Consider the following 26,767-nt stretch of genomic DNA (forward strand, 5'->3'; position numbering starts at 1 on the left):
CGGTCGGCGGCGCTTTACATGGTGGCTTATTTGGCGGCCGCTCCGTGATGGTTGTCGTTCTCAGATTGGGAACCGAGTGCACGTTAAGGCGCAAATCGCTGGATTTCAAACGTTGCGTCGTTGCGCCTTCGCGAGAGATTCGGATGTACGAAGAAGGGGGCTCGCCAAGGCGCAGAGCTCGCAAAGGGAAGTCAGGAACGTTCTCGTACTCGGAGGGACGTAGAGGCTCGAGTACGGGTACCGAGTACGGGTACCGTGATGCTGAGTACGATCAGGGCTGTCCGATCGCCTGAGGATGGAAGCGGCCGAGCCTGCCCGCTAGGCGGCGGAAGTTGTTGACGATGGTTGGCGCGACAAAGAGGAGCCCGTTAGCAAGGTGGAAATGCCTTTGACCAAGGCTTCTGGTCCGAGATCCCGCAGGCATTTGTGATGCTGGAGAGGACAGACGTCTTTACCGCATGGTCGGCAGGTTTGCTGAGTTTCCATCGCGATTTCAGGGATGTTGTACGTTCGGGTGAGGTCCATATCGGTCGGACCAAACAACGTCATCACCTGTTTATTGAGGGCAACGCCGATGTGGCGAGGTCCGCTATCGGTGGTCACGAGCAAGTCCGCTGTCGAGATGAGCCCGCGTGAAAGTCCGAGCGGGAGATGCTCGGCGACGCCCATGCTTTGTACCGAGGCATGCTTCGCGGCCGTCGCGTAGGCGAGCGAGTCCTTCCTATCCGCAGGACCTGCATGAAAGAGGACTTGATGCCCCGCCTCCGCCAGACGTTTTGCCAGCTCTACTGCGTATTCTTTGGGCCAAAGTCGAGCTGGTGAACTCCCGGAGGCGTTGTTGATCAAGATCAATTTGCGAGTGCGATCGAATCCAACTTGATCCAGTAACCTTTCCGCTTCGATGCGATCGGTTTCTCGAACCGCTAATTCCATTTGGCGATTCGAGGGATCTGCCCCTAACTGCTCGGCCAAGTGGAGGTAGTAGTCGATCGCAGGCTGCCGAGACCAGTTGACGCTAGAGCGAATCGGGATGGCGTCGGTCAACAGGATCCCGCGGCCGTTTTTGGCATATCCGATTCGTCTTGGGATACCGGACAACCATGCAATCAATCCGGTGGACAAGGAATTGGGAAGCAACACCATCGCATCGAGATGCCGCCGTCGCAGCTCTGCAGCCACCCCGCGACGTGACATCAACTCGGGGGATCGAGACCGAGGTCTATAGGCGATTTGATTTTCCGCATAAGGAAGGCCCTCTAGAACCGAGAGAGGTCCTGGCTTTCCCACTAAAACCAATTCCTCCAACGATGGCAACTTCGCTAGCGCTCGCAACGTCGGCGTCGCCATGCAGGTGTCCCCAACCCAATTCGGTAACAATACAGCAACTCTCATGATCCTGGCAATCTATAGAGAATCGGTAAATTGGGAGTCAAGTCGGAATCAGGCGATCCAATAAATGGCGAGCCCCAGCAGGAAGAAACCGAGGGCAAATTGGTCGGACCGCATAAAAAAAGTTTTGTGAGTCCCCGGTCGCAGGTAGTTGATGACACTACCCGTCACGCAAGCATGTTTGCAATATCCCATCGGAATGGCAAGAGAGAGGAGTATCCCGAGGATCGCAACAAGGAGGCTTGGAATCGCTACGACTCGCCACAGAAACGCATCAAAGGGTTCAATGTCCGCTAAATTTCCCGGGACCGATAGAATGCCTACGCAGAAGACCCAACCAAACAGCAACGGACGAATCGCTCGCAACAGACCGCTGAGCCACCAAGCGTGCGGCGTCTTGATGCGCCATCGCCGCGGCAGCATTTGTTGGACTGCTCCATAGGGACAAACATGGGAACAATAGACATTGTGTTTCGTCGCCATAGGTACGAATACTGCCGCGATGGTAAGGATTACCAAACCAAGGCTATTTGCCCACGGAACCCCATGCTTTGCCCAGCCCACCCACATCGCGATGGACAAAAGATCCCCCTGGAATAGCCCGAGATATCCCACGACTGCGACCTGTAGGAGCGGACGCAACCACGGATGGTTTCTCCAAGAGCTCAATGCGAACCACGTTCCGAACAGCACGATCGCAACGGTTCCTCCATGTTGTTGAATCGCAGCATTCCATCGGAATCGATTCACTCGCTCCGATTCTTTCACATCATGCAATGCCTTGGCCGTCGCGATGAGCCCTTCTGCGATGCACATGCTGGTCATCGTCGCTCCCGACACACCCTCGATTCCTTCCTGCCTCAGATCGATTTCGCTGATCCCCGGCCAGGAGTACTTGGTCCATATATCTGCAAACCAAGCATCTTGTCGCACATAACCGACGTAGGGTTCGTTATCGAAACTCTCTCCGATGTGAATCCCGATCACCTTGCCATCCGGGGCAAATGCGATCTGTGTGTCCGTTGGCCCTTGGTAACCAATCAAATTGTCAGCGGTAGGACTTGTTCGCAGAATCCATCCCAATACGCGGCCTCGGCTATCCCTGGCGATCCAAAGACTGTGAAAGGACTCGTCTCGATCGACTCGATCGCAGTCCGGGATCAGGGCTTGGGCGCTTTCAAGAGAAAGGGTGGGGGAGAATTTGGACAAGACGGTTTTCGATCCGAGTCGCTTCTGCATTCCTTGAAGGATCGCGGTGCTGGTCAAGGTGGCACCCGCGACAGGAAGAACTTGCGAGGCTTGGATCAATTCGGAGCGATCTTTTCCGATCCATTTTTTGAGAAAGGTCTCGCTCTGTCGAATCAACGCAACGTGGTCGCGTGTGTCATCGCTGCTTGCGATTCGAATATCGAGAACGACGTCGAATGCGTCAAAAGCGATGAGCAGATTAGTAGAACCTGAGAATCCAATGGCGGAATTGCTTTCGGGCGCCGTTTGGATGATTTGACCAAGCGGTTCACCTTCTGCATCGCGAACGAGCCACTTTCCTTGGTCGGTAAGGGTGTCCCGTACTGCACCCTGGGGGTAAAGCTGGAGCATTCCCATCGCCAATTGATCCACATCGGAATCGAAACGGGAAGCCTTCCTCGCAGTCCCGGCAATGGCGTGAAAAAGTGCCAGGATCGCAATGAACAAGGCGACTCGGAAACCCTGCACTCCATACTGCTTCTTCCAAGGAGTAGATCGTTTAGTCAATCTCGGATTCACCGCTGTACGACTCGATCAAGGAGTTGGAAGAATCTGAATCGCATCGGCATGGACAAACCCACCCGATTGGTCTGTCGACAAGGTTACCGTGAGCGTTTCACCCGCTCGCAATCGGACTTGCCCCACCTGTTCCCAGCCGTCCTCGCGAGGAGGCTTTCGCATATCCACTCGCGCCGTTTCGGTCTTGGAAGGCGTTTCGATGAGAACTGGTACGCGAGGTCCGCGGTTCTCGTGCGGTTGGTAGGCGATCCGAACAAGAAACTCGCCATCGCGATCCGCGGTCCACTCATAACGAATGGATGCACCGGAGTCGGAGCCCGCATAGACGTAGTCGTGGGCGATATATCCTTTAAGGCCTTCGCCACTGGTCCATTTGCCACTGGTCTTTGCCTCGCGATTGTCGATGACGATTCCTGGAAGAGAAGCTGGATCGATTCCAGTCATGGGACCATACTCGCTGGCTAAGGGCAGGGAATCGGCGGGGATCGTGAACGATGCATTCACGTTTTCGCGGAAGGCTTTGCCGGGAAGCTGTAGAAGCTCGTCCATTTGTTTCCAGTAACGCTCGTAGACTGCGTAGGGGAGACAGTCGTTCTGAACGCAGATCGAAGCCGCTTTACCGACCACCTCACCCATCATTCCGCACGTTTTCATTACCCGCACGGTCCCCAACGCTTCGTGGGTCACGCTGATGCAACGCCCTGCCATGAACATGTTTTCGATGTTGCGTGAGTAGAAGCATCGATAGGGTATGGGGTAGCCGAAATTGCGGTCGATGCGCCGATCATGCTCAGCGATCGAGATGAACGGATTGTCGGGGAATTTTTGGGCGAATTGTTTTTTGGGATAGTGGAGGTCGATGCTCCAAGTGCTGGGAACGCAGCCATCGGGAAACTCCTTTTTCGAAACAATATCGTCCTGGGTGAGAATCACGTCGCCATAAAGTTGGCGAGATTCTCGCGGTCCGCCGATGTAAGCGACCCAAGTCAAAAATGCCGTCGGATGCTTGGCAGCTCCATCCCCATTTTTCATGGCGTTGAAGGCCCCGAAAACGGCTCGCAGATTCCAGTCGCGAATCGCTTCTGCATCCCCCAAGGGATCTTTGTCGAAACCGCTTTCCCAAAACCATTGCCCATGATGATCGACCGGATAGGGAAAATCTTTCATTTCGAGCGGCAACGCCCAAGGAGTCTTGGGGAACTGCATGGGCGCGGTCGCTTCATCCCAAGCCCACATGTTGCTCATTCCCATCCGCCCTTTTTCTTCCAGATTCCAATCGGCCTCCGCTAACGCTCCCAGCGTTCCGTGCCCGGTGGCGTCGACGAATAATTTCCCCCGAAATTCTCGTTCGCGACTCGTTCGAACTTCAAAGGCGGTGACGGATTCGATTCGTTTTCCTTCCATCTTGACTTGGTGGGCATGGTGTTCGAGGAACAGATCGATGTTCTTCTCGGCTCGCACCAAAGCCTCTTTCTTGGAATCTTCGAATTCCTCGAACGTCCCCGGGGACTTCTTTGCTTTGTCGGAAAACTCTTCTACGATTTCGCCAATGCGAGGATATTTTCCCCGGCGAATCAGCCCCATCGCCCAAACGCGAATCTCGCTCGAGCCGTTGCCGCCGAGCACTGGGCGGTCTTGAATGAGCGCCACTTTGCATCCCATCCTCGCTGCCGAGATCGCGGCTCCCATCCCCGCGTAACCACCTCCGACGACGACCAAGTCGTAGCCTCCCCGAGGTTCTGTTTGTGCGGGCAGCCCCAGCATTTCCTTGCGCCAAGCTGGGAGGATGTCATTGCTGTTGGACGGCGGAGTATCGCTCTGGCTGAAATAAATCGCATCGCATCTGCCATCGAATCCCATGAGATCTTTCAATCGGAGTTCGACGCGTGTCGTTGCAATCTCCACGGATCCGGCTTTCTGCCAATGCCACTCGGCTCCCTCGGTACCAAGGTCGTTGGGGAGCGGTTTGCCATTCACGTGGATTTGAAAGCGACCTGGGCTTCCCGGTGCCTTCCATCGAGCCACCCAATCTTTCGTGCGCGCAAAGACGTGATACGTACCGGTTGCCGGCAATTCCACCGTAGTGACTGCATCCTCGACAGGCTTCCCTAAGCCGTGGGCAATGAGATAGGGTGAGCCCATGTTGCGGATAAACTGCGTGTCGAGTCCCCATCCTCCGTAGGTATGAAAACTTTCTGCTTCGACCAACAACGATGCATCACGACGGGGTCCTGCAAGCGATTCGTTCGCGATGAGATCCTTTGCCAGAATAATGCCAGCATCGAACAGGAGGGCTGATAGGAACAGCAGGACTGAGAGGAGCAGGACGCGCTGACGAACCATGAGGAAGGAACCTGTTCACAAGAGGATTAGGGGCATGCGCCGCGTAGGACACGCCATAGTTTAGCAGCCAAGAGAACGCCCAGGCAGAGAAGCCAAACAGATTGAAGCCATCGCCAAACGTTCGGCGCAGTATTTTGTGGGGACATTCGCTCGGACTGAATTGCAAACTCGCCTTGAGATTGGAAAGTGGACTGTCGGAGAGCGGCTTGTGAAAACCGCCATCCGTCCTGTGTGGCGATGCACGCTATCAAGTTGCGTTCATCAGCCAACCGAATCGCTTGCTCTGGCTCTAACAACATCAGGGCGGTCGCCCATCCGTCTGCCTCCAACGCGTCCTCCGACACCACACTCACACTCCAGTTCCGGTTCTGAACGGTTTCCCCTGTTTCCGGGTCGATGAAGTGAGAGTGGCGAACGCCGCCATATTCTTTTCCAATGCGATAGCTCCCTGAGGTGCTAATGGATTGCTGGCGGAGTGAAACCGCAAATTTCCAATCGTTGGATGCATAGCTGTACGAAGAACTCCCCGCATCTTCCAATGAAACGGTCCAATCGCCACGCATGGGGAGGGTACCTCGAGCAAGGAATTCGCCTCCCAGGTGCAACAGGTAGTTCGAAACGCCGCGTTGGTCAAAGATCTTCGCTAGGTTGTGGAGCGCCAGGCCTTCGACCAGTGCATTCAGATCGAGTTCCACCCCCGGGTGCTTCTTGCGAAGTTGCGGTGGCGAGGCGCGCCATTCTAATCGAGAGATTCCTACAAGCTCCTTGGCGGAATCTATCTCTGCTTGGGTAGGAGGACGCCAATCTCGAGCAAGTGAGCCGACTTGCCACACTCGCATCAAGGGGGCGACCGTCGGATCGAACTTGCCGGACGTTTTACGGTGCAGCAGCAATGCGAAATCCAGAAGCTCGGGGACTTCGAGAGGAACTGTCACCCAATCGGTCGAGGAGTTGGCGTTCCAACGGGATAGAGCCGAATCGGGACGGTAAAGCGAAAAGATGGATTCCAGCCGTTCAAGCTCCGCAGCGGATTCTCGGTGGAGAGCTTCGAGAAGGGATGGATCGATCGAATCTGCAATTTGGCACTGATACGCCATACCCATCGCCGTACCGCGAAAACGAAGCACCTTGTCAGACGCTTCTTCTTGTGCAAGGGTTCGGGACGTGCAGGCTAGCAGAGCGAAGCCGATGCAGACGTACCAACAACCTATTCGATTCGGATACGGCATGATGCTGCTGGCGTGCGAATTCAACGCACGAATCGAACTGGAATCTCCAACGCTATTTTGCTGGGACCGTCGTTTGAGCGATGATCGAATCGGCGTTGGAAGCGAACTCCTGTTTGCAACCTTCGCTACAAAGGTGAGCCGTGTAACCGGCATGTTTCACCGCCAGCTTTTCCTTACCGTCCATCCCCAGATTGCAGACATAACAGCGGTGGACCACCTTGTCGACTTGGCCGTCCAATGCGTCTGCTTTGGCCAACAAGCTGGCAACGGTCTCACCCGTGTTGGGGGGCTGTTGTGCGCCACAGCCTGCAATTCCCAAGCAGCCCAACAAGCACATCCAACGAATCGTTTTCATGTTTTTTCCTTCAAGGTAGTCTGGAATGAACTCCCACAGCATCCGCTGTTGAAGATTTATTGTATCAAGAAGCTGGACGAATCAACCGTCGATTCCGACGGCCACCTCGCGTGCGGATCGAGTACCGGGTTACGATTCACCGGGAGCCGTGTTCGATTTGCGACCTCGCGACTAAACGATCAGTCGAACGCGTTGCGGCGAAATGCGGATGCGAATAGGGAGAGGTCCTGCCCAATCTCCGTCGAGCTGAGCCCCGGCTTCCCCACGCGTTCCAGGTGCAAGACGAATATCGATCTCGCAGGCGGAAAGATGACGCCAATCGGGGCGTCGCATATGTCGTCCACGTAGGACATCCCAAAACTGCATCAACCCACGAATCGGCCCGCTCGTCTCAAAAAGCCCTACATCGAGCTTGCCATCCGAAGGATCGGAGCGCTCGATGATCGAGAGCCCCGCAGCGTAACGCGGAACGTTGAAAACGAAACACCATTGCGATGGATAGGTCGTGGAGTTCGTCTCGAATCCATCGCCAATGGATTGTGAAATCGAAACGTTCAGCGTGGGCCAACGGTAGGTCCACCAGGTGTACCAAGCTTGGTAACGGTAGGCCCAACGCGTGATATGGGACCTTCGATGTTGATGGACTCGCCGAACAACTTCGGCATCAAATCCTACCGAAGCCATCAGGAGCGAGATTGTACCTTGCGTGTCCATCGCATCCAGAATGCGAAGATCCCGCTTCGCGATCGCTTTGGCGCAGTGCGAGGGGTTGCGAGGGATACCGTAGTATTGCGCCAGCAAGTTTTCGGAACCGAGTGGAAGGATCGCGATGGGCGTTTCGGTCGGCGTTCGGGTCGCTACGGCGCTGACCGTTCCATCCCCTCCCGCCGCAACGACAGATTCGAGATCTCCGTCGGCGTGCAAGCATTGAATTCTACCCTGTAGTTTTTCAAGCTCGCTTACAATCTCGGCACGATACCCGTCGACCGTGAGGTGATGCGCCAACGCCTCGACCAATTCCAGTCGGTCGGTGTTGCCTGATTTGGGATTGGCGGCGATGAGTACTGTCTTCAATCCGATCCCTTCCTAGCGAGATTGCTCGAGGAACGCGAGCAAGTCGGCGAGTTCTTGAGGGGAAAGTAGTTTATCGATCCCAGCTGGCATCAGTGATACCGCGCTGGCGGATCGCTTTTCAATGGCAGACTTATCGATCGATACACGCTTGTCGGCCGACACGATGAGTTCGATCCGTCGATCGTCTTCGTAGGCAACGAGCCCGGAGATGACTTCTTCGTCCGACGTCAAAATGTTCGCAGACGCGAATCCTTGTGCGATCCTATGGCTAGGGAAGAGAATGGACTCCATCAAGTCTCGCTGCGTGCGCGACCGACCGATTCGCGTTAACTCCGGTCCGATATTTCCACCGACATAGCCAATCCGATGGCACGCGCTGCAAGCTGCTTTGCTGCTGCGGTAGACGTCCTGTCCTCGATGCGCTTCCCCTTTGGGGAGGGAGGTGAGGGCGGCATCGATGGTGGACTGGATTTCCAGCGGCGGGGCGAAAAGCCTATCGAGCGAGTCCCGCAGTTTCTCTCGGGTGGAGGCAGGGTGCCCTGCAAACCACTTTTCAACCGATTCGCGAGCAAGTGTCTTGGTCGTGGGTATGGTTTCCATCGACCGGAGCAACTCCATTCCCACTTCGGGTGAATGGGAGGCGCGACTGGTCGCAAGCTTCTCTAGGCCTTTCGAAAACGCAGCTGGGGGAAGGGAGGGAAGCGAGCGAGCCAGGACCTTCCACGAAGCTTCGTTCAACTCCAACTTGGAAATCGCATTCCAGACGAGTTGCTGGTCTCCATTTTCGGGTTGGATCGCACCGTTCACGATGGCTTGCTGGAGCGCGTCGGGGACGTCAGCAGCACCTTCAGGCATCGCGCCGATCGCCAGGGCAGAGCCGGGCAAATCCGTTTCGCTCAATCGAGTGTGGAGGGCTTGGACGAGCTTCTCGCTGGCTGCGGGGACTTTCACCGCTTGCAGCAGCGTCAGGAGTCGGGTGGACATTTCCGAATCGGTCTGAACCCACTTGGCCAACCCATCAGCCCATTCCGCAGGCAAAGACTGATTGCGATATTGGGCAAGCAGTTTCTCGAACAAGCCGATGCGCCAGGGGGTGAGCTGATCGGCATGAAGCACCCGTTGCTGGACCCAGGAGAGAACCAATGGTTGGGTGTAGGCCTTGGAAAGGACACGAAGGATAGCAGGGCTAGATTCCTGCAACTGCGATTCGGACATGGAGTTCAATCGCTTGATGAATACCGCCATCAGTTCGCTATTCGATGCAAGGATTTCTTGCGCGGTTTGTGCCAAGCGTTCATGGGGGGAATCGATGGAGGCAATCAATCGTTCGGCGAGGGCTGGATCGATCGCGTCTCCCGGTTCGAGCCCACGTTCTCGAAGAACGTGCAACGCTGCGAATTGGAGCGAGGGGCTCGACATAGGATCGGACCATACCGATCGGAGTACTTCGACACCATTGGTTCTTTGCTCGTCCCCTTGGGCAATTTCCAGTATCGCGAACAGGATCGCATGTTCGAGCATGCGATCCTGTCCTGAATCCGATGGGGAACCTGCGCCGGTATCCGTCTGGACGCTATCTGCGACCGACCAAGAATCGAACAGGGATGGGAGGCTTTCGGCGTCGCCGATCCGCCCTAGGGCTTCCGCTGCCAATCGACGAACCATCGGGCTACCGAGGCTGCGAGCTAGTTCTCGCAATCGAGGAGCGATCTCGGGCCATCGATAAGTGGAAGCAAGGTGGAGGGCTGATTCGCAAAGCGGATCCGCTTCCTTCGCGAGCGCTCGAATGACGAAACCCGGGGCCTGTTCGGTTTTTTGAAAGCGTTCGATCCATTTCGCAAGAGCCCAAAAGGCCGAGGCACGGTGAGCGATCGGTTCTCTGGGATCGTTCATGAGATCGTGGAGCCATTGCAGCTCGGCATGCTCCGATGAATCGACCGCCGCATCGAACCCAGCATTCAGCCAATGCTCGGTACCCAGTTCGCGGACCCGTCGCTGTGGATCTCGAAGCAGTTCACGCCATCGACCTTCTTGAACACGTTGCTGCACCTGAGACCATCGGTCATGGTAGTTCCGAGAGGTTCGGACATGGCGAAGTCGGTAGATACCTCCCGTCGCCACTCTTTCTTCTGTTCCGGAGCTGGGGCAGCAGAGGTCGTACCAGCCTCCAGTGTCGATCACGATCAAACTCCCGTCGACGTCTTGAAGAACATCGACTGGATGGAAATCGAGTTGGTCGCAAACAAGAAGATCGGCATCTTTGGATCGATACGACGCACCGTCTCGAATCAATCGGTGCATGGATATTCGCTGGAGATTGAATTGAGCGGCGATCAAGGTTGTAGGGGGGAGATTAGCGAGGGAGGCATCGCGTGAAGCGGTTGCCGTTGTGTTGCGAGCCTTCGCGTAGGGTGGCAACTCGTCGCTCCAGTCGTCGGTCACCGCGAGGAGGCCAGCGGGGGCTGCGGGGCCCAGTTCTACCAAGGGTTTCATGAGGGGCCCGGTTCTCGGATGTCCGCGCAGGACCGCATGGTCCTTTCCGAATACAGCACCATAAACCGCGTGGCCGATCCCATCGCGAAGCCCGTTGCCGGGATGGTGCAAAAAGGTTGAAACGAAAAACTTGTCGCCAAGATCATCGAAGGCGATATCGACCAAGTTGTCCATGCCACCGGTCATGATGCGATCTGACTTCGGTGCATCGATTTGTCGCCTGTACAAGTGCGAGGCGGTACTTTTGGCGGGGAAGGGGCCCGCGATGGGGAAGGATTGTTCGGCAAACGCGGCTTTGCACCAGTAAATCCAGCCCTCCGGGCCGACGAAGGGTCCGTGCAGGTCGTTGGCGCATCCGGTGAGCGTCTTGCCATCGTGCCAAACTTCGCGTCGTTCGCAGACCCCGTCTCCATCGGAGTCGATCAGGCGCCAGATTTGAGGGGGGGCAGAAACGAGAATGTCGTTTCCCAAACAGAGGACCCCTTCGGGAAAAGCAAGCTGTTCGGCGACGATTTGTCGTTTGTCGTAGGTGCCGTCACGATTCTCGTCGATCAATCGAACCAAACGATGAGGGAGGGACTGCAATTGCTCCTGGACCGATTGTTTCACCCCTGCGGATTCTGCAATGACGAGATTTCCGGATGGGTCCCAAGTGGCGGCGATGGGCCATTTCACCAATTCCGGGATTGCGATCTTCTCCAATTCCCAGCCGTCGGCGATTTGAAACGAAAACCCGTCGATCGATTTCGCCGTCGAAGCGATTTGCCCAAGCCCAGGAGAAGCGGCGAGCAACGCAATCGCCAGTGCGGTCAAGGAACGAGTTGGCAACCGGAAAGGGGGGCGGAGACGGGATGGGGTAGAGGGATGAGGCTGTCGGGTTGTCATCGGATTTCTCGGTGGGTGAACCATGCAGGAGGGAGGGGCGTAATGGCCAGCGGCTGTTTCTATCTTAAAGGACAGCGATACTTAGGACTGCACCGAAGAGCGGATCCTCGATAAATTTAAGGGTTCAACCCAGCGTCTCCCGCGACATCTCCTCCGATTTCCTTTTTCTTGATAAAACAACATGACCGAGACCTACCTCCACGCTGAAACCGAAGAGATCGTCGATGCGAAGAATTTCTCGGGGCTTTCGTTGGTCGCGTTGGTTCTAGCGGTCGTGGGATCTTTCTCCGTTCTCTACATCCATTTCTTGCCAATTGCGATCATTGCCGCAATTGTCGGGTGCGTCGTGTTGCAGATTGCCCCCAAATACCAATTGAGCGGACTCTCGAAATTGCTGGCGTTCATCGCGATCGCCATCGCGACGACGACCGGTTCCTGGGGGGTGTTTCGGCGGTCGATGGAGACGAATTACGATTTGCAGTACGCGCGAAGTTTGGCTGAAGATTACCTGACCTATTTGTCTACCAACGAGCCTTACAAAGCGTTGATGTTGCAGGGAGTTCCCGCGGATGTCGTCGCACTTCCACCGACGACACTCAAGGAATCACAGCCATCGCCGGTCGATTTGGCGAAGCAGAAATTCGAGCAAGAGCCTGTGTTTCGGGAGATCCGCAATCGCAAGACGCCGGCCAAGTGGACATATCTGGGGATGAACGCGGAGTACGCGGTGGACAATTCCCACATATACAAACTTCATTTCCGAGACGACGGCCAAACCAACCCTCCGACCTATTTTGTTTACGTTCGAAAGGACTGCCCTAAGGCGGGACCAGCTGCAGCCTCTTATAATAAGGGGAAGGTGCTCCAACCCAGTGAAATGGTGGTGCACTGGTATCTGGACACCATCGAATCCGCCTTGAAAATGCAGTGATATGCCTCGAACACTCATCAGTTTGGGAGCGAACCTAGGAAATGTAGCTGAGACCATTTCTTACGCGCAGCAGTTGCTTCGGGAAGCCTTTCCGGGCGGCGATCTTCATTTCTCAAGTCTCTTTCGCACACCGCCGGTTGGGGGGCCAGCCGGCCAAGGCGATTTCATCAATTGCGTTCTGGCCCTGCGATCCGATCATGATGTTTGGACGGTGTGGGACGCGATCAAGGTGATCGAAACGCAGTTGGGCCGGCATCGATTGCAACGCTGGGAGGCGAGGCGAATCGATATCGATATCTTGTTGCATGACGATATGCGGATCTGGACGCCCCATTTCAAAGTCCCCCATCCTCGCATGTGTATGCGTTCGTTTATTCTCACCCCTGCTGCGCAAATCGCAGGGGATTGGGTCGACCCGGTTACCGGCTGGACGCTGGCGACTTTATCGGACCATTTAGGATTCCAAGGCCCGATCGTCATTGCGACTCCGACGTTGGAGTTGGAAAGGGAGCTCAAGGAAGAGTTGCGGCGCGCGGACAATCTTCACGATTTGGAATGGGTCTGCTGTCCAAAACCCCGGGATTTACTTCGTCTGGATCCAATGCCGCAGGCAAAGCTTTGGATCGCCGCCGTCTCAACTCCGGATCCCGAAACCATCCTCTGGGAGGATTTCTCGAGGCCGTGGGCGCTGCAGCTTGGACTGGCAACCGATGACTTTTTGGGAATCAACCAGTCCGCGTTGAGCGGCCCCCGCTATTTATTGCCTGCGAACCTTCGCGGTTGGGCAGCACATGAAATCCTGGCAGCCAGAGAAGCGATGTGCTGTCCGGTCGAGCCAATTTGTGGCCAAGATTAACCTTGCGGGCGCGGTAAAGGGTATTGCATCCACTTCCGATGCCAGTCGATAATGGTTCTGGTGCGTCATCCTGTCCGAGGGACGTGCTCCCCACCCACCTTCCCGCCACATCCTTCCCACTCCACGAATCGATCATGCTTGACTTTCTAGGTCGTCCGACGTCGTTATGCAGTGGTCTCTCTCGCCGCAGCTTTCTTTCCATTGGCAGTTTGGGATTTGGCATGGGAGGCTTTTCGCTCGCCAACCTACTCCGAGCCGATGAGCAAGCCGGGCGAAAGAGTTCCCATAAGGGCTTGATCAATATCTTTTTGGGGGGCGGCCCTCCTCATCAAGATATGTGGGAGATCAAAACCGAAGCGCCTGCTGAAATCCGCGGAGAGTTCAGTCCGATTGCGACCAACGTTCCAGGCATTCAGATTTGCGAAGTCTTTCCGAAAATCGCCGCGCGGATGGACAAATCGGTCGTGATCCGATCGGTTGTCGGGTGCAAAGATCGTCATGAATCCCATCAGTGTATGAGCGGATGGTTCCCTGATGATCTCAGAGCGCTCGGCGGTCGCCCCTCCATCGGCTCCGCCGTTTCCAAACTGCATGGGCCGGTCGATGCAGCGGTTCCTCCATTCGTTGGATTGGCCCAAAAGACCCAGCACATGCCTTGGTCCAATTCCGGTGAAGCCGGGTTCCTAGGTGCTGCATTTAGCGCTTTCAAACCGGATGGGCCCGGTATGGAGAACATGAAACTGAACAGCATCTCCATGGATCGTTTGCAAGATCGCCGCCGATTGCTGACGAGCTTGGACACCATGCGACGCGATATCGACACCAGTGGCATCATGGCTGGCATGGACGCGTTCGAACAGCGGGCTCTCGATGTGCTCACCAGCAGCAAACTGCTCGACGCATTGGATTTGACGAAAGAAGACGCCAAAACGTTAGAACGATACGGCGACGGAAAGCCTTACAAGTACCAGTACGATGGTGCACCGACTTGCAACGATCATTTGTTGCTCGCTCGGCGCCTTATCGAAGCGGGGGTGAGAGTCGTCAGTCTGAGTTACGGTCGCTGGGACTCGCACGGCAAGAATTTTGATTTGGTTCGCGACCACGGCAGTAAACTCGATCAGTGTTTGAGCGCCCTCATCGACGATCTCCATGACCGTGGAATGCTAGACGATGTGACCGTCGTGGTTTGGGGGGAATTCGGACGCACTCCCAAGATCAACAATGAAGGTGGACGCGATCACTGGGCACAAGTCAGCAGCGCATTCTTGGCTGGCGGAGGCATGCGAACCGGGCAAGCGATCGGGGCCACCAATCGGCTCGGGGAATACGCGGCCCTCCGTCCCGTCCACATGCAGGAGATCATCGCGACTCTCTACCACAATCTGGGGATCAATACCGCAGCGACCACCATTGCAGATCCGACAGGACGTCCCCAATTCTTGGTGGATCACGACCCGATCAAAGAATTGATTTAGCCCTCGAGTTTCCTACCCGAACGCATGGTCCCGTCGAGGCTCGACTGCTTCGATGGCCCTGCTCTGATCCCCACCTAACTCCCCCTCACCATCGTGATCCTATGAAACCTCGAGCCCTCCGAGTTGCCTTGGCCTGGTCTCGCCTCGCAGGCCTATTCGCCTTGGCACTCCTCGGCTTTTCCGCGTCCTCGCGAGCTAACGAAACGCTTCGCATTCAACAGGATCGGATCGAGCTCCGGAGCCGCGATTCGCGATTTCAGCTTTTGGTCGACAGAAGCTTGGCAACCGGGGAAAAAGTCGATGCGACGCGCGACGTCCAATGGGAAGTCACCCCTGCCGAGCTTGGGAGAATCGATGCAACCGGCTTGTTCGTGCCTCAACAATCGGGCAACGGAACGATCGGGGCGCGATCGGCCGATGGAATCTCCCATTCCATTCCAATCACCGTCGCTTTTCCCGATGAAGAGCCGTTGATCAATTTTGCGAATCAAGTCGTTCCCATTTTCACCAAGTACGGGTGCAACGGCGGTGGGTGTCATGGAAAGCTAGCGGGGCAAAATGGTTTCCGGCTTTCTTTGCTCGGATTTGAGCCTCGCGAAGACTTCGAGCATTTGGTTCGCGAGTCGCGAGGCCGTCGGTTGTTCCCCGCTTCCCCCGATTCGAGTCTGTTGTTGCAAAAATCGGTAGGGACGGTTCCTCACGGTGGTGGGCAGAGGATGGAAATCGATTCGCATGAGTACCGCATTTTGAGGCGATGGATCTCGCAAGCGATGCCTTATGGCGACGAAAACGAGAAGAAGGTGGCTTCGATCGAAGTCATTCCTGCTGCCAGTCGATTGCAGCGAGGTGCGAGCCAGCAACTTTCCGTGATCGCGACCTATGTGGACGGTCAAAAAGAAGACATCTCGCGAACCGTCCAGTATGAGTCGAACAACCTCGATATGGCAGAGGTGTCCGCTACCGGGCTTGTACAGCTCCGCGACATGGCAGGTGAGGTATCCATCATGGCTCGGTACCAAGGAAAGGTGGCCGTGTTTCGGGCTAGTATTCCTTTGGGGACTCCCATCGATCGCTGGCCCGAAGAAAGAAACTCGCTCGACACCGCCGTGTTTGCCAAACTGCGAGCGCTCGGGATTCCCCCTTCCGATCCGTGCGATGACGCAACGTTTTTGCGACGGGTAACGCTTGATATTGCTGGTCGCTTGCCAACCGTGGAAGAGATTCGAACAAGCCAAGGAGTGCCGCGTGCGCAGATTATCGATAGGCTGCTCGAGAGCGACGACTACGCGTATCATTTCGCGGGCAAATGGTCTGCGATCCTGCGCAATCGACATACGGGCGAAGATACTCGCTATGGCGCCTTCGCTTTTCACGATTGGCTCGTGGATAGTTTCCGATCCAACAAACCCTATAGTCAGTTCGTTCGCGAGCTCCTCACGGCATCGGGCTCACCGCAAGTCGACCCGGCCGTGATCTGGTATCGACAAGTCAACAATACTGAATCGCGCATCGAAGATGCCGCTCAGCTCTTTCTGGGGCAGCGCATGCAATGTGCCCGCTGCCACCACCACCCTTATGAAAAATGGGGTCAGCAAGATTACTTCCAGATGGCTGCCTTTTTCTCGAAGGTGGAGCGACGGGAGGGGCTAGGCCCGCAGGAGCCTCGTTTCGTATCACGATTGGGAGATGTGTCGGCCAAGCATCCGAAATCGGGGCAGGCTTTGCCTGCCTCGGGGCTCGATGCACCTCCCCTTCAACTGCAGCCCGATGCGGACCCGCGGGAGGCGTTCGCCGATTGGATGACGGAAAAGGACAATCCGTTCTTCGCGAAATCGGTCGCGAATCGATACTGGAAACATTTCTTCGGACGCGCACTGGTGGAACCCGAAGACGATTTGCGCGTCACCAATCCACCCTCCAACCCCGAATTGATGGATGCGCTCGCGAACGAATTGATCCAATCGAAATTCGATTTGAAACAACTGATTCGGACCATCTGCAATTCGAGCACCTACCAGTTAAGCGAAAATGCGAATGCTGAGAATCTTCGGGATTCGAACTGCTACTCTCGCTATTACCCCAAACGGCTGCCTGCTGAATTGCTCCTCGATGCGATCGACGATGTGACGGCAAGCCGTTCCGCCTTCGAAGGAATGCCCGCGGGTACGAGGGCGATCCAGCTCCCGGATACTTCCTTTCAATCGTATTTCTTGACCGTATTCGGCCGGCCCGAATCGGCCACTTCCTGCGAATGCGAACGAACGACCGCATCGAATTTGGCTCAAAGTCTCCATTTGATGAACTCCAAAGAGATGCATGCCAAATTGTCGACGGCAGGAAATCGATTGTCGATTTGGTCTGAGATCCCTCCCCCCAACGAAGCGAAATCACCGGCTGAGGCAATTCGCGAGAAGGGGCTGGCGAATATCTCCGAACTCTATTTGCTCGCGTTGTCTCGTGAACCGACTCCTTCTGAACAAACTGCTGCACTGGAGTATTTGCTCGGCCGGCAAGACCGATTGCGGGAGGCGTATGAAGATTTGACTTGGAGCGTGTTGAACAGCAAAGAGTTTTTGTTCAATCACTAGTCGATGCCACCCACCATGCGATTCCACACCGTGAGAATTCTATCGTCGATCATTTGCGCCCTTGTTGTGCTGGGAGCGTTCGGTACTCGGCCGTCCGAGGCCCAGCCCCCTCGCATTGCGTTGGATGCGATCTCGCCCCATGCGGCTGTCGCAGGAGGGGCCATCGAGTTTCGTGTGATCGGTCGCAACACGCAGGACGTGGATCGGTTGGTATTCAATCATCCGGGAATCCGGGCCGAGCTGAAAAAGGGCGGACCGCTCCCGGGAGATGATGAGCCGCAAAGCGAGTTTGGCGTTTTTCAGGTGTCGATCGGTGCGGACGTTCCTCCCGGAATCGTTGAAGTCCATGCCGTTGGGAAATATGGAGTATCGAACCCTCGTCTCTTCGCCGTTGTCCCCGCTTCATCCCCAGTGATCCAGATCCCGTCTGCGGGCGTAGTCGAGCCTCTTCCACCAGGTGGTTGGATGGCAGGTCGAGCGCGACGGCAAGAGCGAATCCAGATTCCAATCGAAACAGGACGTGAACCAACCTATCTGGTTTGCATCACCACGGGGCTGGATTCGATGATGCTCCCTCGATTGGTGGTTCGCAATGAGAGGGGTGTTGCCGTGCAGTCGATGAGGTGGCAGGACCGATTGCCTATTGTGAAAGCGATTCCAAGCGGGTTTCGAGGGACGGTGGAAATAAGTGATGATCTTTATCGAGGTGGGGAGTCTTTCCCCTTTCTGATCGGTCTTAGCCCAACGCCAGGAACTCCCTTCCACGCCAGCCCCTTTCTGGCACCTGCCAGCTCGGTTGGAATCCAAAGCCTGCCGACTTGGCCGATCCTCGATCGGCGCTCTCTCGATGCAGTCGCTCACGACGTCCCATACACCCTGACTCCTCCCTGCGAAGTACTGCTGGACCGATCGCGAGACACGTCTTTTCAATGGGAGCAAACCGCTGGAACGACCTTGGAAGCAGAGGTCCTGTCGCACTCGCTAGGGCAATCGACCGATGTCCGGCTAACGGTTTCACTCTCTGAGTTAGAACAAAAAGAAGCACCGAAGTTTTCGCAGGTGGGAGAAGATTCGCCTGCGGTGGGATCGAAGGGAATTTCTCTTCTTTCGTACGACCCGCGAGTTGCTATTTCCATTCCCGGAGAATCCGCTCCAAAGCGGGTAACACTCAGCCTGTCGGATCAGCAGTCGAGATCGATGATTTCAAGCCCTGGTACCCACCCGCTTCGATTGCGAGTCGGACCACCTGCTCCCCGTTTTTACGGCGTTGCCCACTGGAGCCCGTGGACCAACAATCCGGCGATCGCCGGACTGACCGGAAGCTTGCTTCCACGGGGCGGTCAAGTTGCGTTGCATATCGCGATCGTTCGATCGGGGGGATTTGCGGGAGAAGTGGAAGTCGCTCCGCGGGTGCTACCCGACGGCATTGCGTGCTTGCCCGCTCGTATTGCGCCGGGACAAAACGAAGGATTTCTACTGTTGAGCGGATCGGAGCAACTCGGGGATTCCGTCGCCCCCTTGGAGTTGATCGCTAAAGGGAAGATTGGCGATACCGTGGTAGAATCACCCGTACCGATCGCGACGATCTTTCAAAGCGCGACGGCCGAGCGGGGGCAACCTCTTTCGCGTATTGCCTCGGGGCTCTGGCTTCGCACCAGCTCGGAACTCGCGCCGATCACCATCCAAAGCAAAACCACCGATGAACTCACGGTGGCTGCAGGCGACAAAATTGCAATTCCTCTAGTCGCCGCGCGACGTGCCGGTGGAGAAGCGAAATGCATTCTCCGAGGGCAGTATGTTCCCCCAAAATGCACGCTGCCCGACATCGAATTGGCTGCCAACGGACAAGAAGTTGCGCCGGAGTTGACCACGGCGAAGGACACGCCTCCTGGAGAGTATGTTCTCTGCTTCCAAGGTGAAATGACTTGGAAGATGAGTGTCCACCCTGAGTCCCATGCTCGGTATGTCGCGTATCGCGACCGCTTGGTGAGCAAGAAAGAGAAAGCGACCACCGATGCGGAGAAGGGGGCGGTCGATCAAGCCATTGCGGCGGCCAATATGAGAATTGAGCAACTGGCGAAAGAAATCGCACCGCGCGACTTCCCGACCTTCTTCTACACCGCGCCGGTAAGGATTCGTATCTTGCCACCAAAAGAGTAGCGAGTAGCGAGTAGCGAGTAGCGAGTAGCGAGTAGCGAGTAGCGAGTGGCGAGTGGCGAGTGGCGAGTGGCGAGGGGCGAGAAGCGAGGGGGCAAGAACGATGAGAAGCTGGAAGGCATATGGGGCGGTTGTGGGAATGGCATGGGCTGTTTTGGGTGGGGGCGCGATACCGCACCGAGGGATGGGGCAGGAGCTGGGTAAGAGCGAGGCGACGGTTTCGGTAGCGGCCGAGGTGAAGATCGCCTATGTCGATGCGCTCTTCGAGAACGCTTCCCCGCTGTGGTACGAGCAGGATGAGAGGGGGGCACTGCAAATCCATTTGCTCTACGATCATGAGCGCGATTCGCCCAATCGAGCAGCAGGTCATATTCACTTTCGAGTTCACGGCAACGCGGGGACAACCGTTCGGACCGAGTTCAATAACCTGGAGAATGTTTGGAATGGACTGCCCGGTTCGGTGGCTCGCGAGTTGCTGAGCGTGGTCATTTCCGAAGATGGAAAAGAATGGGAATCCCTGCCGCTCAAGCCGACCGAGGATGGTCGCGTCTTCGGTATGATTCCTCTCCGCAATGGATCGATTTACGTAGCACGTGTTGAGCCGTATCGTCTTTCCGATTGCGATGCGCTTTTAGAAAAACTCCGGAAAACCGCAGGCGTGTCGATCGAGACGATTGGAAAGACGGTCGAGGGACGGCCTTTGGAGGTGGTTCAGATCGGATCCCTCTCCGCACCGCATCGCGTGTTTCTCCGAGCCCGAGCACATCCGTGGGAGGCGGGTGGAAATTGGGTTATCGAGGGACTTGTCGAGCGATTGCTTCAAAGGGATGAAGAGACGAGGCGGATTTTGGAGAAGGTCTCCTTTGCCATCTTGCCGATGGCGAACAAGGATGGGGTAGCCCGTGGGCGTACTCGCTTTAATTCACGCGGAAAGGATTTGAATCGAGATTGGGGCAATCCTGCTGATCCCGTTTTATCACCCGAGAATCAAGCGTTGGAGAGCTGGCTGCAGCGGGAGATTGATCGCGGGGATCGTCCTGATCTCGCGATCGAATTGCATAACGACGGGAACGGCAAACTTCATATCAGCCGTCCACCTGAAGGGGATCAAACCCGTTATCTAGCTCGCATGGAACTCCTTGAATCTCTGCTTCGGCGTTACACCTGGTTCACGGAAGGCTCGACCCAGCCTTCGTTCCGCAATCCAGGAACGTTGGGGGAAGGATGGCATACGAGGTTTGGCATCGATGCCGTGGTTCACGAATTCAACTGCAACATCATCGCAGGTTTGCAGGAACGGCCGCTGGGGAAACACTGGCGGGCTTATGGCTACCAGTTGCCACTTGTCTTTGAGAATTATTTCGACAATCGTCCTTGATTCGACGACTACGTTGACGTCTCGATTCGCATGGCCCAGCGATGGGTATGCGGTGTACCGGGATCGCTGCTCGGTTTCATCTCGAGAATCGTATGCGCTCCCTCGATCCGCACTGACGCTGCACCGTGCATAACAAAAAGATGAGCCTGAGTTTCCGATCCTGAAGACCGGGTGCTAAAGATCACCTCCTTGGGGCTAATGCTGGGGACGGCCCAAAGGGGTCCAACCTTCCAAGTCGACCCGAGATGTGAGGCGGGTTTGCTCGTTTTGCAGGCCACATCGAACGCGAGGCCTTGGTAGGTGGTCGGATGGGATTGGCTTGGTTCGGTATTGGTGGGGTGAACTGCGATGGACCAGTGTCCGTTTCCGGAAAGTCCGACGCCGAGCAACACATCTTCGCCTCGGTGCCCCATGCTTTCACGGACGATTTGTTGCCAGGGCGGGCTGGGTGGCCAAGGTTCCGTGCTGGTTCCCTCGACCGATTCCATGAGATCGAGCCATCCATCGGGGGTTCGAATGGCCAAACGATGGCGGAATCGATCGACGTCCCACTCGTAGATGACCTTCGTGTCAGCAAATGCCAATTCCGCCATGTTAGGACTCAGTCGCGTTTACCATGCGGTATTTGAGGAATGCTTCTAAGAAGCCTTGGATGTCGCCACCGAGGACGGCATGGAAGCTTCCCATTTGAAATCCGGTTCGAGAATCCTTTACTCGCTGATCGGGGTGCAGGAAGTAGTTGCGGATCTGCGAACCGAAGCCGGTGACCGTTTTGTTTTGGTACTTGGCCGCCATTTCGGCTTCCCGTTTCTCTTCTTCGATCCGGGCCAACCGTGCTCGAAGCATCTTCCAAGCTTGAGAGCGGTTTTTGTGTTGACTCCGGTCGTTCTGGCATTGGACCACAATACCGGTTGGCATGTGGGTCAGACGAATCGCGGAACTGGTTTTATTGACGTGCTGGCCGCCAGCCCCTGAAGCGCGGAACACGTCTTCGCGCACATCTTTGTCGTCGATTTCGATTTCGACACTGTCCTCGATTTCGGGGGAGACATCGACCGCTGCGAAACTGGTCTGCCGTTTACCTTCCGCGTTATAAGGGCTGATTCGGACGAGCCGATGGATCCCTTCTTCTCCTTTGAGGTATCCGTAGGCAAAAGGGCCGCGGATAATGATGGTGGCTTGGGTGATCCCTGCCCCTTCGTTGTCGGAGCGATCCACGATCTCGGCGCTGTAACCGTTTTGCTGAGCCCATGCGGCATACATGCCGAGGAGCATTTCGGCCCAGTCGTTCGCGTCGAGACCACCTTCTCGGGCGTGGACCGAGAGGATGGCGCCGCAGCTATCGTTCGGACCATTGAGCAAGGCCTGCAGTTCCAACTGGTCCACCGAGCTCTCGAGCTGCTCCAGTTCCGTCGTCACCTCTTCCTCGGCACCCGGGTCCTCCTCCAGCATTTCCACCAGTTCCGCAAGATCATTGCAAGCCGCGATCGCGTGTTTGAGGGGTTCGACCACCCCTTTGAGCGATTTCAGCTTTTGAACAACTAGCTGTGCCTTATCGGATTGGTCCCAGAAATCAGGGCGGACCATCGTCTCCTCAAGCGAGGCAATCTCCAACGTTTTTCCCGCGTAGTCAAAGACCGTCTCGCAACGGGGCGAGCCTCACGCGGATGTCTTCGATCCGTTTCGAAAGATTGCTGTCACTCATTCAAGAAGCTTCGGTTGCAGGAATTTGCAAAATGACGTGGAAAATGGCTCAAGAAAAAAAGAGCAGATGCTGGAATTGTGTTCACGCTTCGACCCTGCATCTGCCGATTCAAACGATTGTAACAAAAAGGACGAAATTCGATACACGGTGTTGCCATGCAAATCCAATCGTCACGTTTCGGAAAGATTGAAATCAATCACTCGGACATGTTGCTGATGCCGCATGGTTTGGTCGGTTTCGAGACTTGTCGGCACTGGATCCTCCTGTCCACCGACGATGACAGCCAAGTCGCTTGGCTACAATCGGTGGCACTGGCAAATGTCGCTCTTCCGGTTGTTAGCCCGCGACGCTATCTACCCGACTACAAGGCACATGTGCACAAGCGGGACCTGGCCACTCTTAATCTCCATTCGGATGATCTGCTCTACTTCCTGTGCGTGGTGAGCAAGAATGGCAATAACCTGACCGCCAACCTCAAAAGCCCGATTCTGCTGAATGCCACTCGGCACTTGGCCATCCAAGCGACGGTAACGGACAATCAGCCGCTTGCCTTCCCGCTCGGGCTTATCGAGATCCAGTCCACCCAGCGCGCTGCTTAAGGGGCTGGAATCGCCCCCTGTGCGCTGTTATCCTCACGGGACCCTGCGGGCGTTCGCCCCGCATTGGCTGTCCCCTTTTTCGTGAGGAACTCCGCCCCATGCAACCGCGCACACAAGCTCCCTGGCTGGTCACGCTCCTTTCTCTCCTCTGCTTGGCTGCCTTCGCCTCGGTCCTCCCCATCACTCTCGCGCAAGAAAAATCGAATCGCATGTTGCGCCACGTCGTCCTATTCAAGTTCAAAGAGACAAGCAGCAAAGAGGATGTGCAGGAGGTCGTCGACGCTTTCCGTTCGCTCAAAAAATCGATCCCTGAAGTGGCTGCGTTCGAACATGGAACCGACAACAGCCCCGAAGGCCTCGCGAATGGATTCACCCACTGCTTTCTCGTGACCTTCAAAAGCGAGAAGGACCGCGACGCCTATCTTCCACACCCCAAGCACAAAGAGTTCGTAGAAGTCCTCAAGCCTCACTTGGACAAAGTACAAGTCATCGACTACTGGGCCCAAGACTAGCTTCGCGAGTTCGATCCATGACAAGCCTTCCCCTTCGTGCAGCATGCTGCATCGTCGGTCTTTTCTGCAGTGCGACGGTATGTCCAGCACAGACCGATTCGTTTCCCGAAGTCTACAACAGCGAACGGGATCGCGACGCGCTTCCCATGGGTGCGGACGCAGCGGCCGAGGGGATGAAGCTTCCCCCCGGTTTTCGCGCATCGGTCTTCGCTTCGGAACCTGACGTACAAAATCCCATCGCGATGACTTGGGATACCAAGGGGCGATTATGGGTGGCGGAAAACTACACCTATTCCGAGCGTGGAGTCCGATTCGACCTGTCCCTCCGCGATCGTGTCTTGATTTTTCAAGACTTGGACGGAGATGGACGAGCCGAAAGCCGACGCGTCTTTGTCGACAACGTTCAGATGCTGACAAGCGTGGAAGTGGGACGGGGTGGCGTATGGTTGATGTGTCCACCGCAACTCCTGTTCGTGCCCGATACCGATGAAAATGGCGTTGCCGACGGGCCTGCTCAAGTCGTCTTAGATGGCTTTGAGGTCGCTCAAGACAATTACCATAACTTTGCCAACGGACTCAAATGGGGACCGGACGGATGGCTCTATGGTCGGTGCGGCCACTCTTGCCCGGGCAAGGTCGGTAGACCTGGGACACCGTTGACACAACGAATTCCAATCGATGGTGGGATCTGGCGGTACTCCCCAGAAACCAAGGTGTTCGAAGGCCTCTGCCATGGCACCACGAATCCATGGGGACACGATTGGGACGCGAAGGGTGAGCTCTTCTTTATCAACACGGTGATCGGTCACTTGTGGCATTTGATGCCAGGCTCCCATTTGAAGGAGTCGTTTGGCGAGAGCATGAATCCTCGCGTCTACGAACGATTGGACATGATCGCTGATCACTACCACTTTGACACGGGGACCTCTTGGTCGGACAGTCGAGATGGCAAGGCGAATGATCTGGGAGGAGGGCATGCTCACATTGGTGCAGCGATATGTTTGGATTCGCGATGGCCTGACGAGTACCGTCACAAACTCTTTACGCTCAACATGCACGGACGCCGTGCGAACGTCGAGCGATTGGAGCGAACGGGGGCTGGATTTGTCGGGCGGCATGAACCCGATTTTCTGGTCGCCGCCGATCCTTTCTTTCGCGGTCTGGATTTGCAGTTCGGTCCGGATGGGGCGCTGTATGTCATCGATTGGAGCGATACTGGGGAGTGCCATGATTCCACGGGCGTCCATCGCACCAGCGGACGGATTTTCCGTATCGCCATGGAATCGGAGCGTGCTAACGCCTCGGTTCGAAAAACTGCCTCCTCTTCGGTTTCCTTTGCCAAACCCGCATGCGCTGCGGGCGATGGCTTCCTGCAAAAGCTGTGGCGGTCCTATCGCGGAGGAGAGCTATCGCAATCAGAACTATTGGCCTGCTTGGAGCACCCCGATGAGAGCGTCCGCGTTTGGGGTATTCGTCTTCTGACCGATCGATGGCCGCTCGACACGATCCTCGGACCCAAACCCGATGCGGTTTATCCTGAGGAAGTGAATACGGTTCTTCCGAAGTTGCTGGGGCTGTCGAAAGATTCCTCCGGGCTCGTGCTGTCGACCCTGGCTTCGACTCTACAACGCTTGCCAGTCGACCGCCGGATCGAATTGGCTTCGCGAATCGCTGCTCGTGATGAGTTTGCGAACGATCGGGATCTGCCTGGGTTGGTTTGGTTCGGCCTGGTCCCAGTCGCGGAACAGTCCCCCGATGCACTCCTTACGCTCGCTTTTGAAACCCGTTGGCGCAAGCTGCAACGATGGGTGATCCGCAGTATCGCAGAAGGAGTCGAGGACCATCCTCAGAATGTCGAACAACTATGCGCCATGGCCCTTCACCGCGAACCGGGGGACAAGGATGTGCTGCTCCAGGGATGGAGGGATGCGTTCCGTGGCTTGAGGAAGGTGGCTGCCCCTCCGAGTTGGGATCGGTTGGTAGCGAGCGACCGCGATGGAACGTTTGTCAACGAGTTCCGTGAGCTGAGTGTCATCTTCGGTAGCGGAAAAGCTCTCGACGAACTTCGAAGCGTGGTCTTGGACGGAAAAGCGGAGATGAAGATGCGGCAGCAAGCCCTCGCATCGATCATCGATGCGAACGGATCCTCCGATAACTCCGCCGATCGATCCGCAGTGCTGGAGCTCTGTGAAAAAGTACTTGACACCCGCATTCTGAACGGCACCGCACTAGCAGGTTTTGCCAAGTTCGACGACGAAGACATCGGCGTTCGATTGGCTCGGAAGCTGAAACGATTCCAGCCCGAAGACCGAAGCAAGGTGATCGAAGTCCTAGTATCGCGCAAGAGCTATGCAAAGGCCTTGCTGCAAGTGATGGAAGACAAGAGTGGCCCCGTGTCGTCCTCGGATCTGCAACCCTTTCAAGCTAGGCAGATTCTCGCGCTCGAGGATGAATCGCTCGCGAAGCAATTGGAAAAGGTCTGGGGTGGGCTGCGCGAGACCAACCAAGAGAGAACGAAGTGGATCGAGGATTTTCGCACGCGATGGACGGAAACAGAACGCGAGAAAACCGATCTGTCGCGAGGTCGAGCCTTGTTCGAGCAGCAATGCTCACAGTGTCACAAACTGTACGGCATCGGTGCAGCCGTTGGTCCTGATTTAACAGGTGCCCAACGCATGAGTTTGGACTATCTGCTCGAGAATATTGTGGAGCCGAGCGCGGTCGTAGGGAAGGATTACCGGATGACATTGATCCGAACAGAGGATGGCCGAACCGTTAGCGGGCTTGTGGTTCGTCGCAACGCGCAATCGGTGATGATACAAACACCAACCTCGCTCGAGACGATCGCTTTGTCCGACATCGAAGAAGAAAAACTGACATCGCTCTCCCCCATGCCGGACGGCATCTTGCAAAACCTCAGCTGGGAGCAGCAGCGCGATCTGCTCGCCTACCTCATGCACCCGACGCAAGTTCCCGGGCCCGGGACGGAGCGATGAGATAGACGCGGCTAAGTCGCAACGGTGATAAC

Annotated in this window: 18 protein-coding genes; 9 read left to right on the plus strand and 9 right to left on the minus strand. The window is 56.1% G+C overall.

The features are described 5' to 3' along the window. Window positions 1–318: 318 nt before the first annotated feature. The 7 genes from waaF to SH467x_RS12880 form a co-directional block, all read right to left on the minus strand. Window positions 319–1,392, minus strand: a complete 1,074-nt coding sequence (waaF, locus tag SH467x_RS12850) for a lipopolysaccharide heptosyltransferase II (protein ID WP_482367512.1) — start codon at window positions 1,390–1,392, stop codon at window positions 319–321. Window positions 1,393–1,440: 48 nt separating this feature from the next. After that, window positions 1,441–3,144 (minus strand): FMN-binding protein, encoded by a 1,704-nt coding sequence (locus SH467x_RS12855; protein ID WP_482367513.1) that lies wholly within the window; start codon window positions 3,142–3,144, stop codon window positions 1,441–1,443. Window positions 3,145–3,171: 27 nt separating this feature from the next. Next, on the minus strand, window positions 3,172–5,499 hold the full coding sequence (locus tag SH467x_RS12860; RefSeq protein WP_482367514.1) for an FAD-dependent oxidoreductase: 2,328 nt from the start codon (window positions 5,497–5,499) through the stop codon (window positions 3,172–3,174). Between the two features lie 26 nt (window positions 5,500–5,525). Beyond that, window positions 5,526–6,728 (minus strand): FAD:protein FMN transferase, encoded by a 1,203-nt coding sequence (locus SH467x_RS12865; protein ID WP_482367515.1) that lies wholly within the window; start codon window positions 6,726–6,728, stop codon window positions 5,526–5,528. Window positions 6,729–6,780: 52 nt separating this feature from the next. Beyond that, a complete protein-coding gene (locus SH467x_RS12870; protein WP_482367516.1) occupies window positions 6,781–7,083 on the minus strand; it encodes a hypothetical protein in 303 nt (100 codons plus the stop codon). Between the two features lie 171 nt (window positions 7,084–7,254). Continuing rightward, on the minus strand, window positions 7,255–8,157 hold the full coding sequence (locus tag SH467x_RS12875; protein ID WP_482367517.1) for a diacylglycerol/lipid kinase family protein: 903 nt from the start codon (window positions 8,155–8,157) through the stop codon (window positions 7,255–7,257). Between the two features lie 12 nt (window positions 8,158–8,169). Further along, window positions 8,170–11,535 (minus strand): DUF7133 domain-containing protein, encoded by a 3,366-nt coding sequence (locus tag SH467x_RS12880; RefSeq protein ID WP_482367518.1) that lies wholly within the window; start codon window positions 11,533–11,535, stop codon window positions 8,170–8,172. Window positions 11,536–11,716: 181 nt separating this feature from the next. Between SH467x_RS12880 and SH467x_RS12885 the strand changes: the two genes are divergently transcribed. The 6 genes from SH467x_RS12885 to SH467x_RS12910 all read left to right on the plus strand — a co-directional run bounded on the left by SH467x_RS12885 (window position 11,717) and on the right by SH467x_RS12910 (window position 20,923). Beyond that, on the plus strand, window positions 11,717–12,466 hold the full coding sequence (locus tag SH467x_RS12885; RefSeq protein ID WP_482367519.1) for a hypothetical protein: 750 nt from the start codon (window positions 11,717–11,719) through the stop codon (window positions 12,464–12,466). Between the two features lies 1 nt (window position 12,467). After that, a complete protein-coding gene (gene folK, locus SH467x_RS12890) occupies window positions 12,468–13,322 on the plus strand; it encodes a 2-amino-4-hydroxy-6-hydroxymethyldihydropteridine diphosphokinase (protein ID WP_482367520.1) in 855 nt (284 codons plus the stop codon). A 134-nt stretch (window positions 13,323–13,456) separates the two neighbouring features. Next, window positions 13,457–14,800, plus strand: a complete 1,344-nt coding sequence (locus tag SH467x_RS12895; protein WP_482367521.1) for a DUF1501 domain-containing protein — start codon at window positions 13,457–13,459, stop codon at window positions 14,798–14,800. Window positions 14,801–14,901: 101 nt separating this feature from the next. After that, on the plus strand, window positions 14,902–17,388 hold the full coding sequence (locus tag SH467x_RS12900) for a DUF1553 domain-containing protein (protein ID WP_482367522.1): 2,487 nt from the start codon (window positions 14,902–14,904) through the stop codon (window positions 17,386–17,388). Window positions 17,389–17,418: 30 nt separating this feature from the next. Then, on the plus strand, window positions 17,419–19,548 hold the full coding sequence (locus SH467x_RS12905) for a hypothetical protein (RefSeq protein ID WP_482367523.1): 2,130 nt from the start codon (window positions 17,419–17,421) through the stop codon (window positions 19,546–19,548). Between the two features lie 100 nt (window positions 19,549–19,648). After that, complete coding sequence (locus SH467x_RS12910) at window positions 19,649–20,923, plus strand: M14 family zinc carboxypeptidase (protein WP_482367524.1); 1,275 nt, start codon at window positions 19,649–19,651, stop codon at window positions 20,921–20,923. An 8-nt stretch (window positions 20,924–20,931) separates the two neighbouring features. On the opposite strand, the gene SH467x_RS12915 is transcribed toward SH467x_RS12910, so the two are convergent. Together SH467x_RS12915 and prfB are read right to left on the minus strand one after the other, a co-directional pair. Continuing rightward, window positions 20,932–21,516 (minus strand): hypothetical protein, encoded by a 585-nt coding sequence (locus SH467x_RS12915; protein WP_482367525.1) that lies wholly within the window; start codon window positions 21,514–21,516, stop codon window positions 20,932–20,934. A gap of 1 nt (window position 21,517) precedes the next feature. Beyond that, window positions 21,518–22,628 (minus strand): peptide chain release factor 2 gene (gene prfB, locus SH467x_RS12920; protein ID WP_482367526.1). Its coding sequence is split into 2 segments (ribosomal slippage): window positions 21,518–22,555 and window positions 22,557–22,628, totalling 1,110 coding nucleotides; the frame shifts between segments, so codons are not numbered across the junction. A 155-nt stretch (window positions 22,629–22,783) separates the two neighbouring features. On the opposite strand from prfB, the gene fliW reads away from it, so the two are divergent. The 3 genes from fliW to SH467x_RS12935 all read left to right on the plus strand — a co-directional run bounded on the left by fliW (window position 22,784) and on the right by SH467x_RS12935 (window position 26,735). After that, window positions 22,784–23,227, plus strand: coding sequence for a flagellar assembly protein FliW (fliW, locus tag SH467x_RS12925; protein ID WP_482367527.1), 444 nt, complete (start codon window positions 22,784–22,786; stop codon window positions 23,225–23,227). 98 nt (window positions 23,228–23,325) lie between these two features. Then, window positions 23,326–23,739: a Dabb family protein gene (locus SH467x_RS12930; protein ID WP_482367528.1), complete on the plus strand. Its 414-nt coding sequence runs from the start codon at window positions 23,326–23,328 to the stop codon at window positions 23,737–23,739. A gap of 17 nt (window positions 23,740–23,756) precedes the next feature. After that, on the plus strand, window positions 23,757–26,735 hold the full coding sequence (locus SH467x_RS12935) for a PVC-type heme-binding CxxCH protein (protein ID WP_482367529.1): 2,979 nt from the start codon (window positions 23,757–23,759) through the stop codon (window positions 26,733–26,735). The last annotated feature ends 32 nt before the right edge of the window (window positions 26,736–26,767 follow it).

It is taken from the genome of Brakhagea slesvicensis (assembly GCF_052161625.1).
Lineage (GTDB): Bacteria > Planctomycetota > Planctomycetia > Pirellulales > Pirellulaceae > JBKCUI01.

Coding starts and splice junctions, on each gene's coding strand:
- waaF (WP_482367512.1), bottom strand. CDS start 1,392: ATGAGAGTTGCTGTATTGTTACCGAATTGGGTTGGGGACACCTGCATG.
- SH467x_RS12860 (WP_482367514.1), bottom strand. CDS start 5,499: ATGGTTCGTCAGCGCGTCCTGCTCCTCTCAGTCCTGCTGTTCCTATCA.
- SH467x_RS12865 (WP_482367515.1), bottom strand. CDS start 6,728: ATGCCGTATCCGAATCGAATAGGTTGTTGGTACGTCTGCATCGGCTTC.
- SH467x_RS12870 (WP_482367516.1), bottom strand. CDS start 7,083: ATGAAAACGATTCGTTGGATGTGCTTGTTGGGCTGCTTGGGAATTGCA.
- SH467x_RS12880 (WP_482367518.1), bottom strand. CDS start 11,535: ATGACAACCCGACAGCCTCATCCCTCTACCCCATCCCGTCTCCGCCCC.
- SH467x_RS12885 (WP_482367519.1), top strand. CDS start 11,717: ATGACCGAGACCTACCTCCACGCTGAAACCGAAGAGATCGTCGATGCG.
- folK (WP_482367520.1), top strand. CDS start 12,468: ATGCCTCGAACACTCATCAGTTTGGGAGCGAACCTAGGAAATGTAGCT.
- SH467x_RS12895 (WP_482367521.1), top strand. CDS start 13,457: ATGCTTGACTTTCTAGGTCGTCCGACGTCGTTATGCAGTGGTCTCTCT.
- SH467x_RS12900 (WP_482367522.1), top strand. CDS start 14,902: ATGAAACCTCGAGCCCTCCGAGTTGCCTTGGCCTGGTCTCGCCTCGCA.
- SH467x_RS12910 (WP_482367524.1), top strand. CDS start 19,649: ATGAGAAGCTGGAAGGCATATGGGGCGGTTGTGGGAATGGCATGGGCT.
- SH467x_RS12915 (WP_482367525.1), bottom strand. CDS start 21,516: ATGGCGGAATTGGCATTTGCTGACACGAAGGTCATCTACGAGTGGGAC.
- fliW (WP_482367527.1), top strand. CDS start 22,784: ATGCAAATCCAATCGTCACGTTTCGGAAAGATTGAAATCAATCACTCG.
- SH467x_RS12930 (WP_482367528.1), top strand. CDS start 23,326: ATGCAACCGCGCACACAAGCTCCCTGGCTGGTCACGCTCCTTTCTCTC.
- SH467x_RS12935 (WP_482367529.1), top strand. CDS start 23,757: ATGACAAGCCTTCCCCTTCGTGCAGCATGCTGCATCGTCGGTCTTTTC.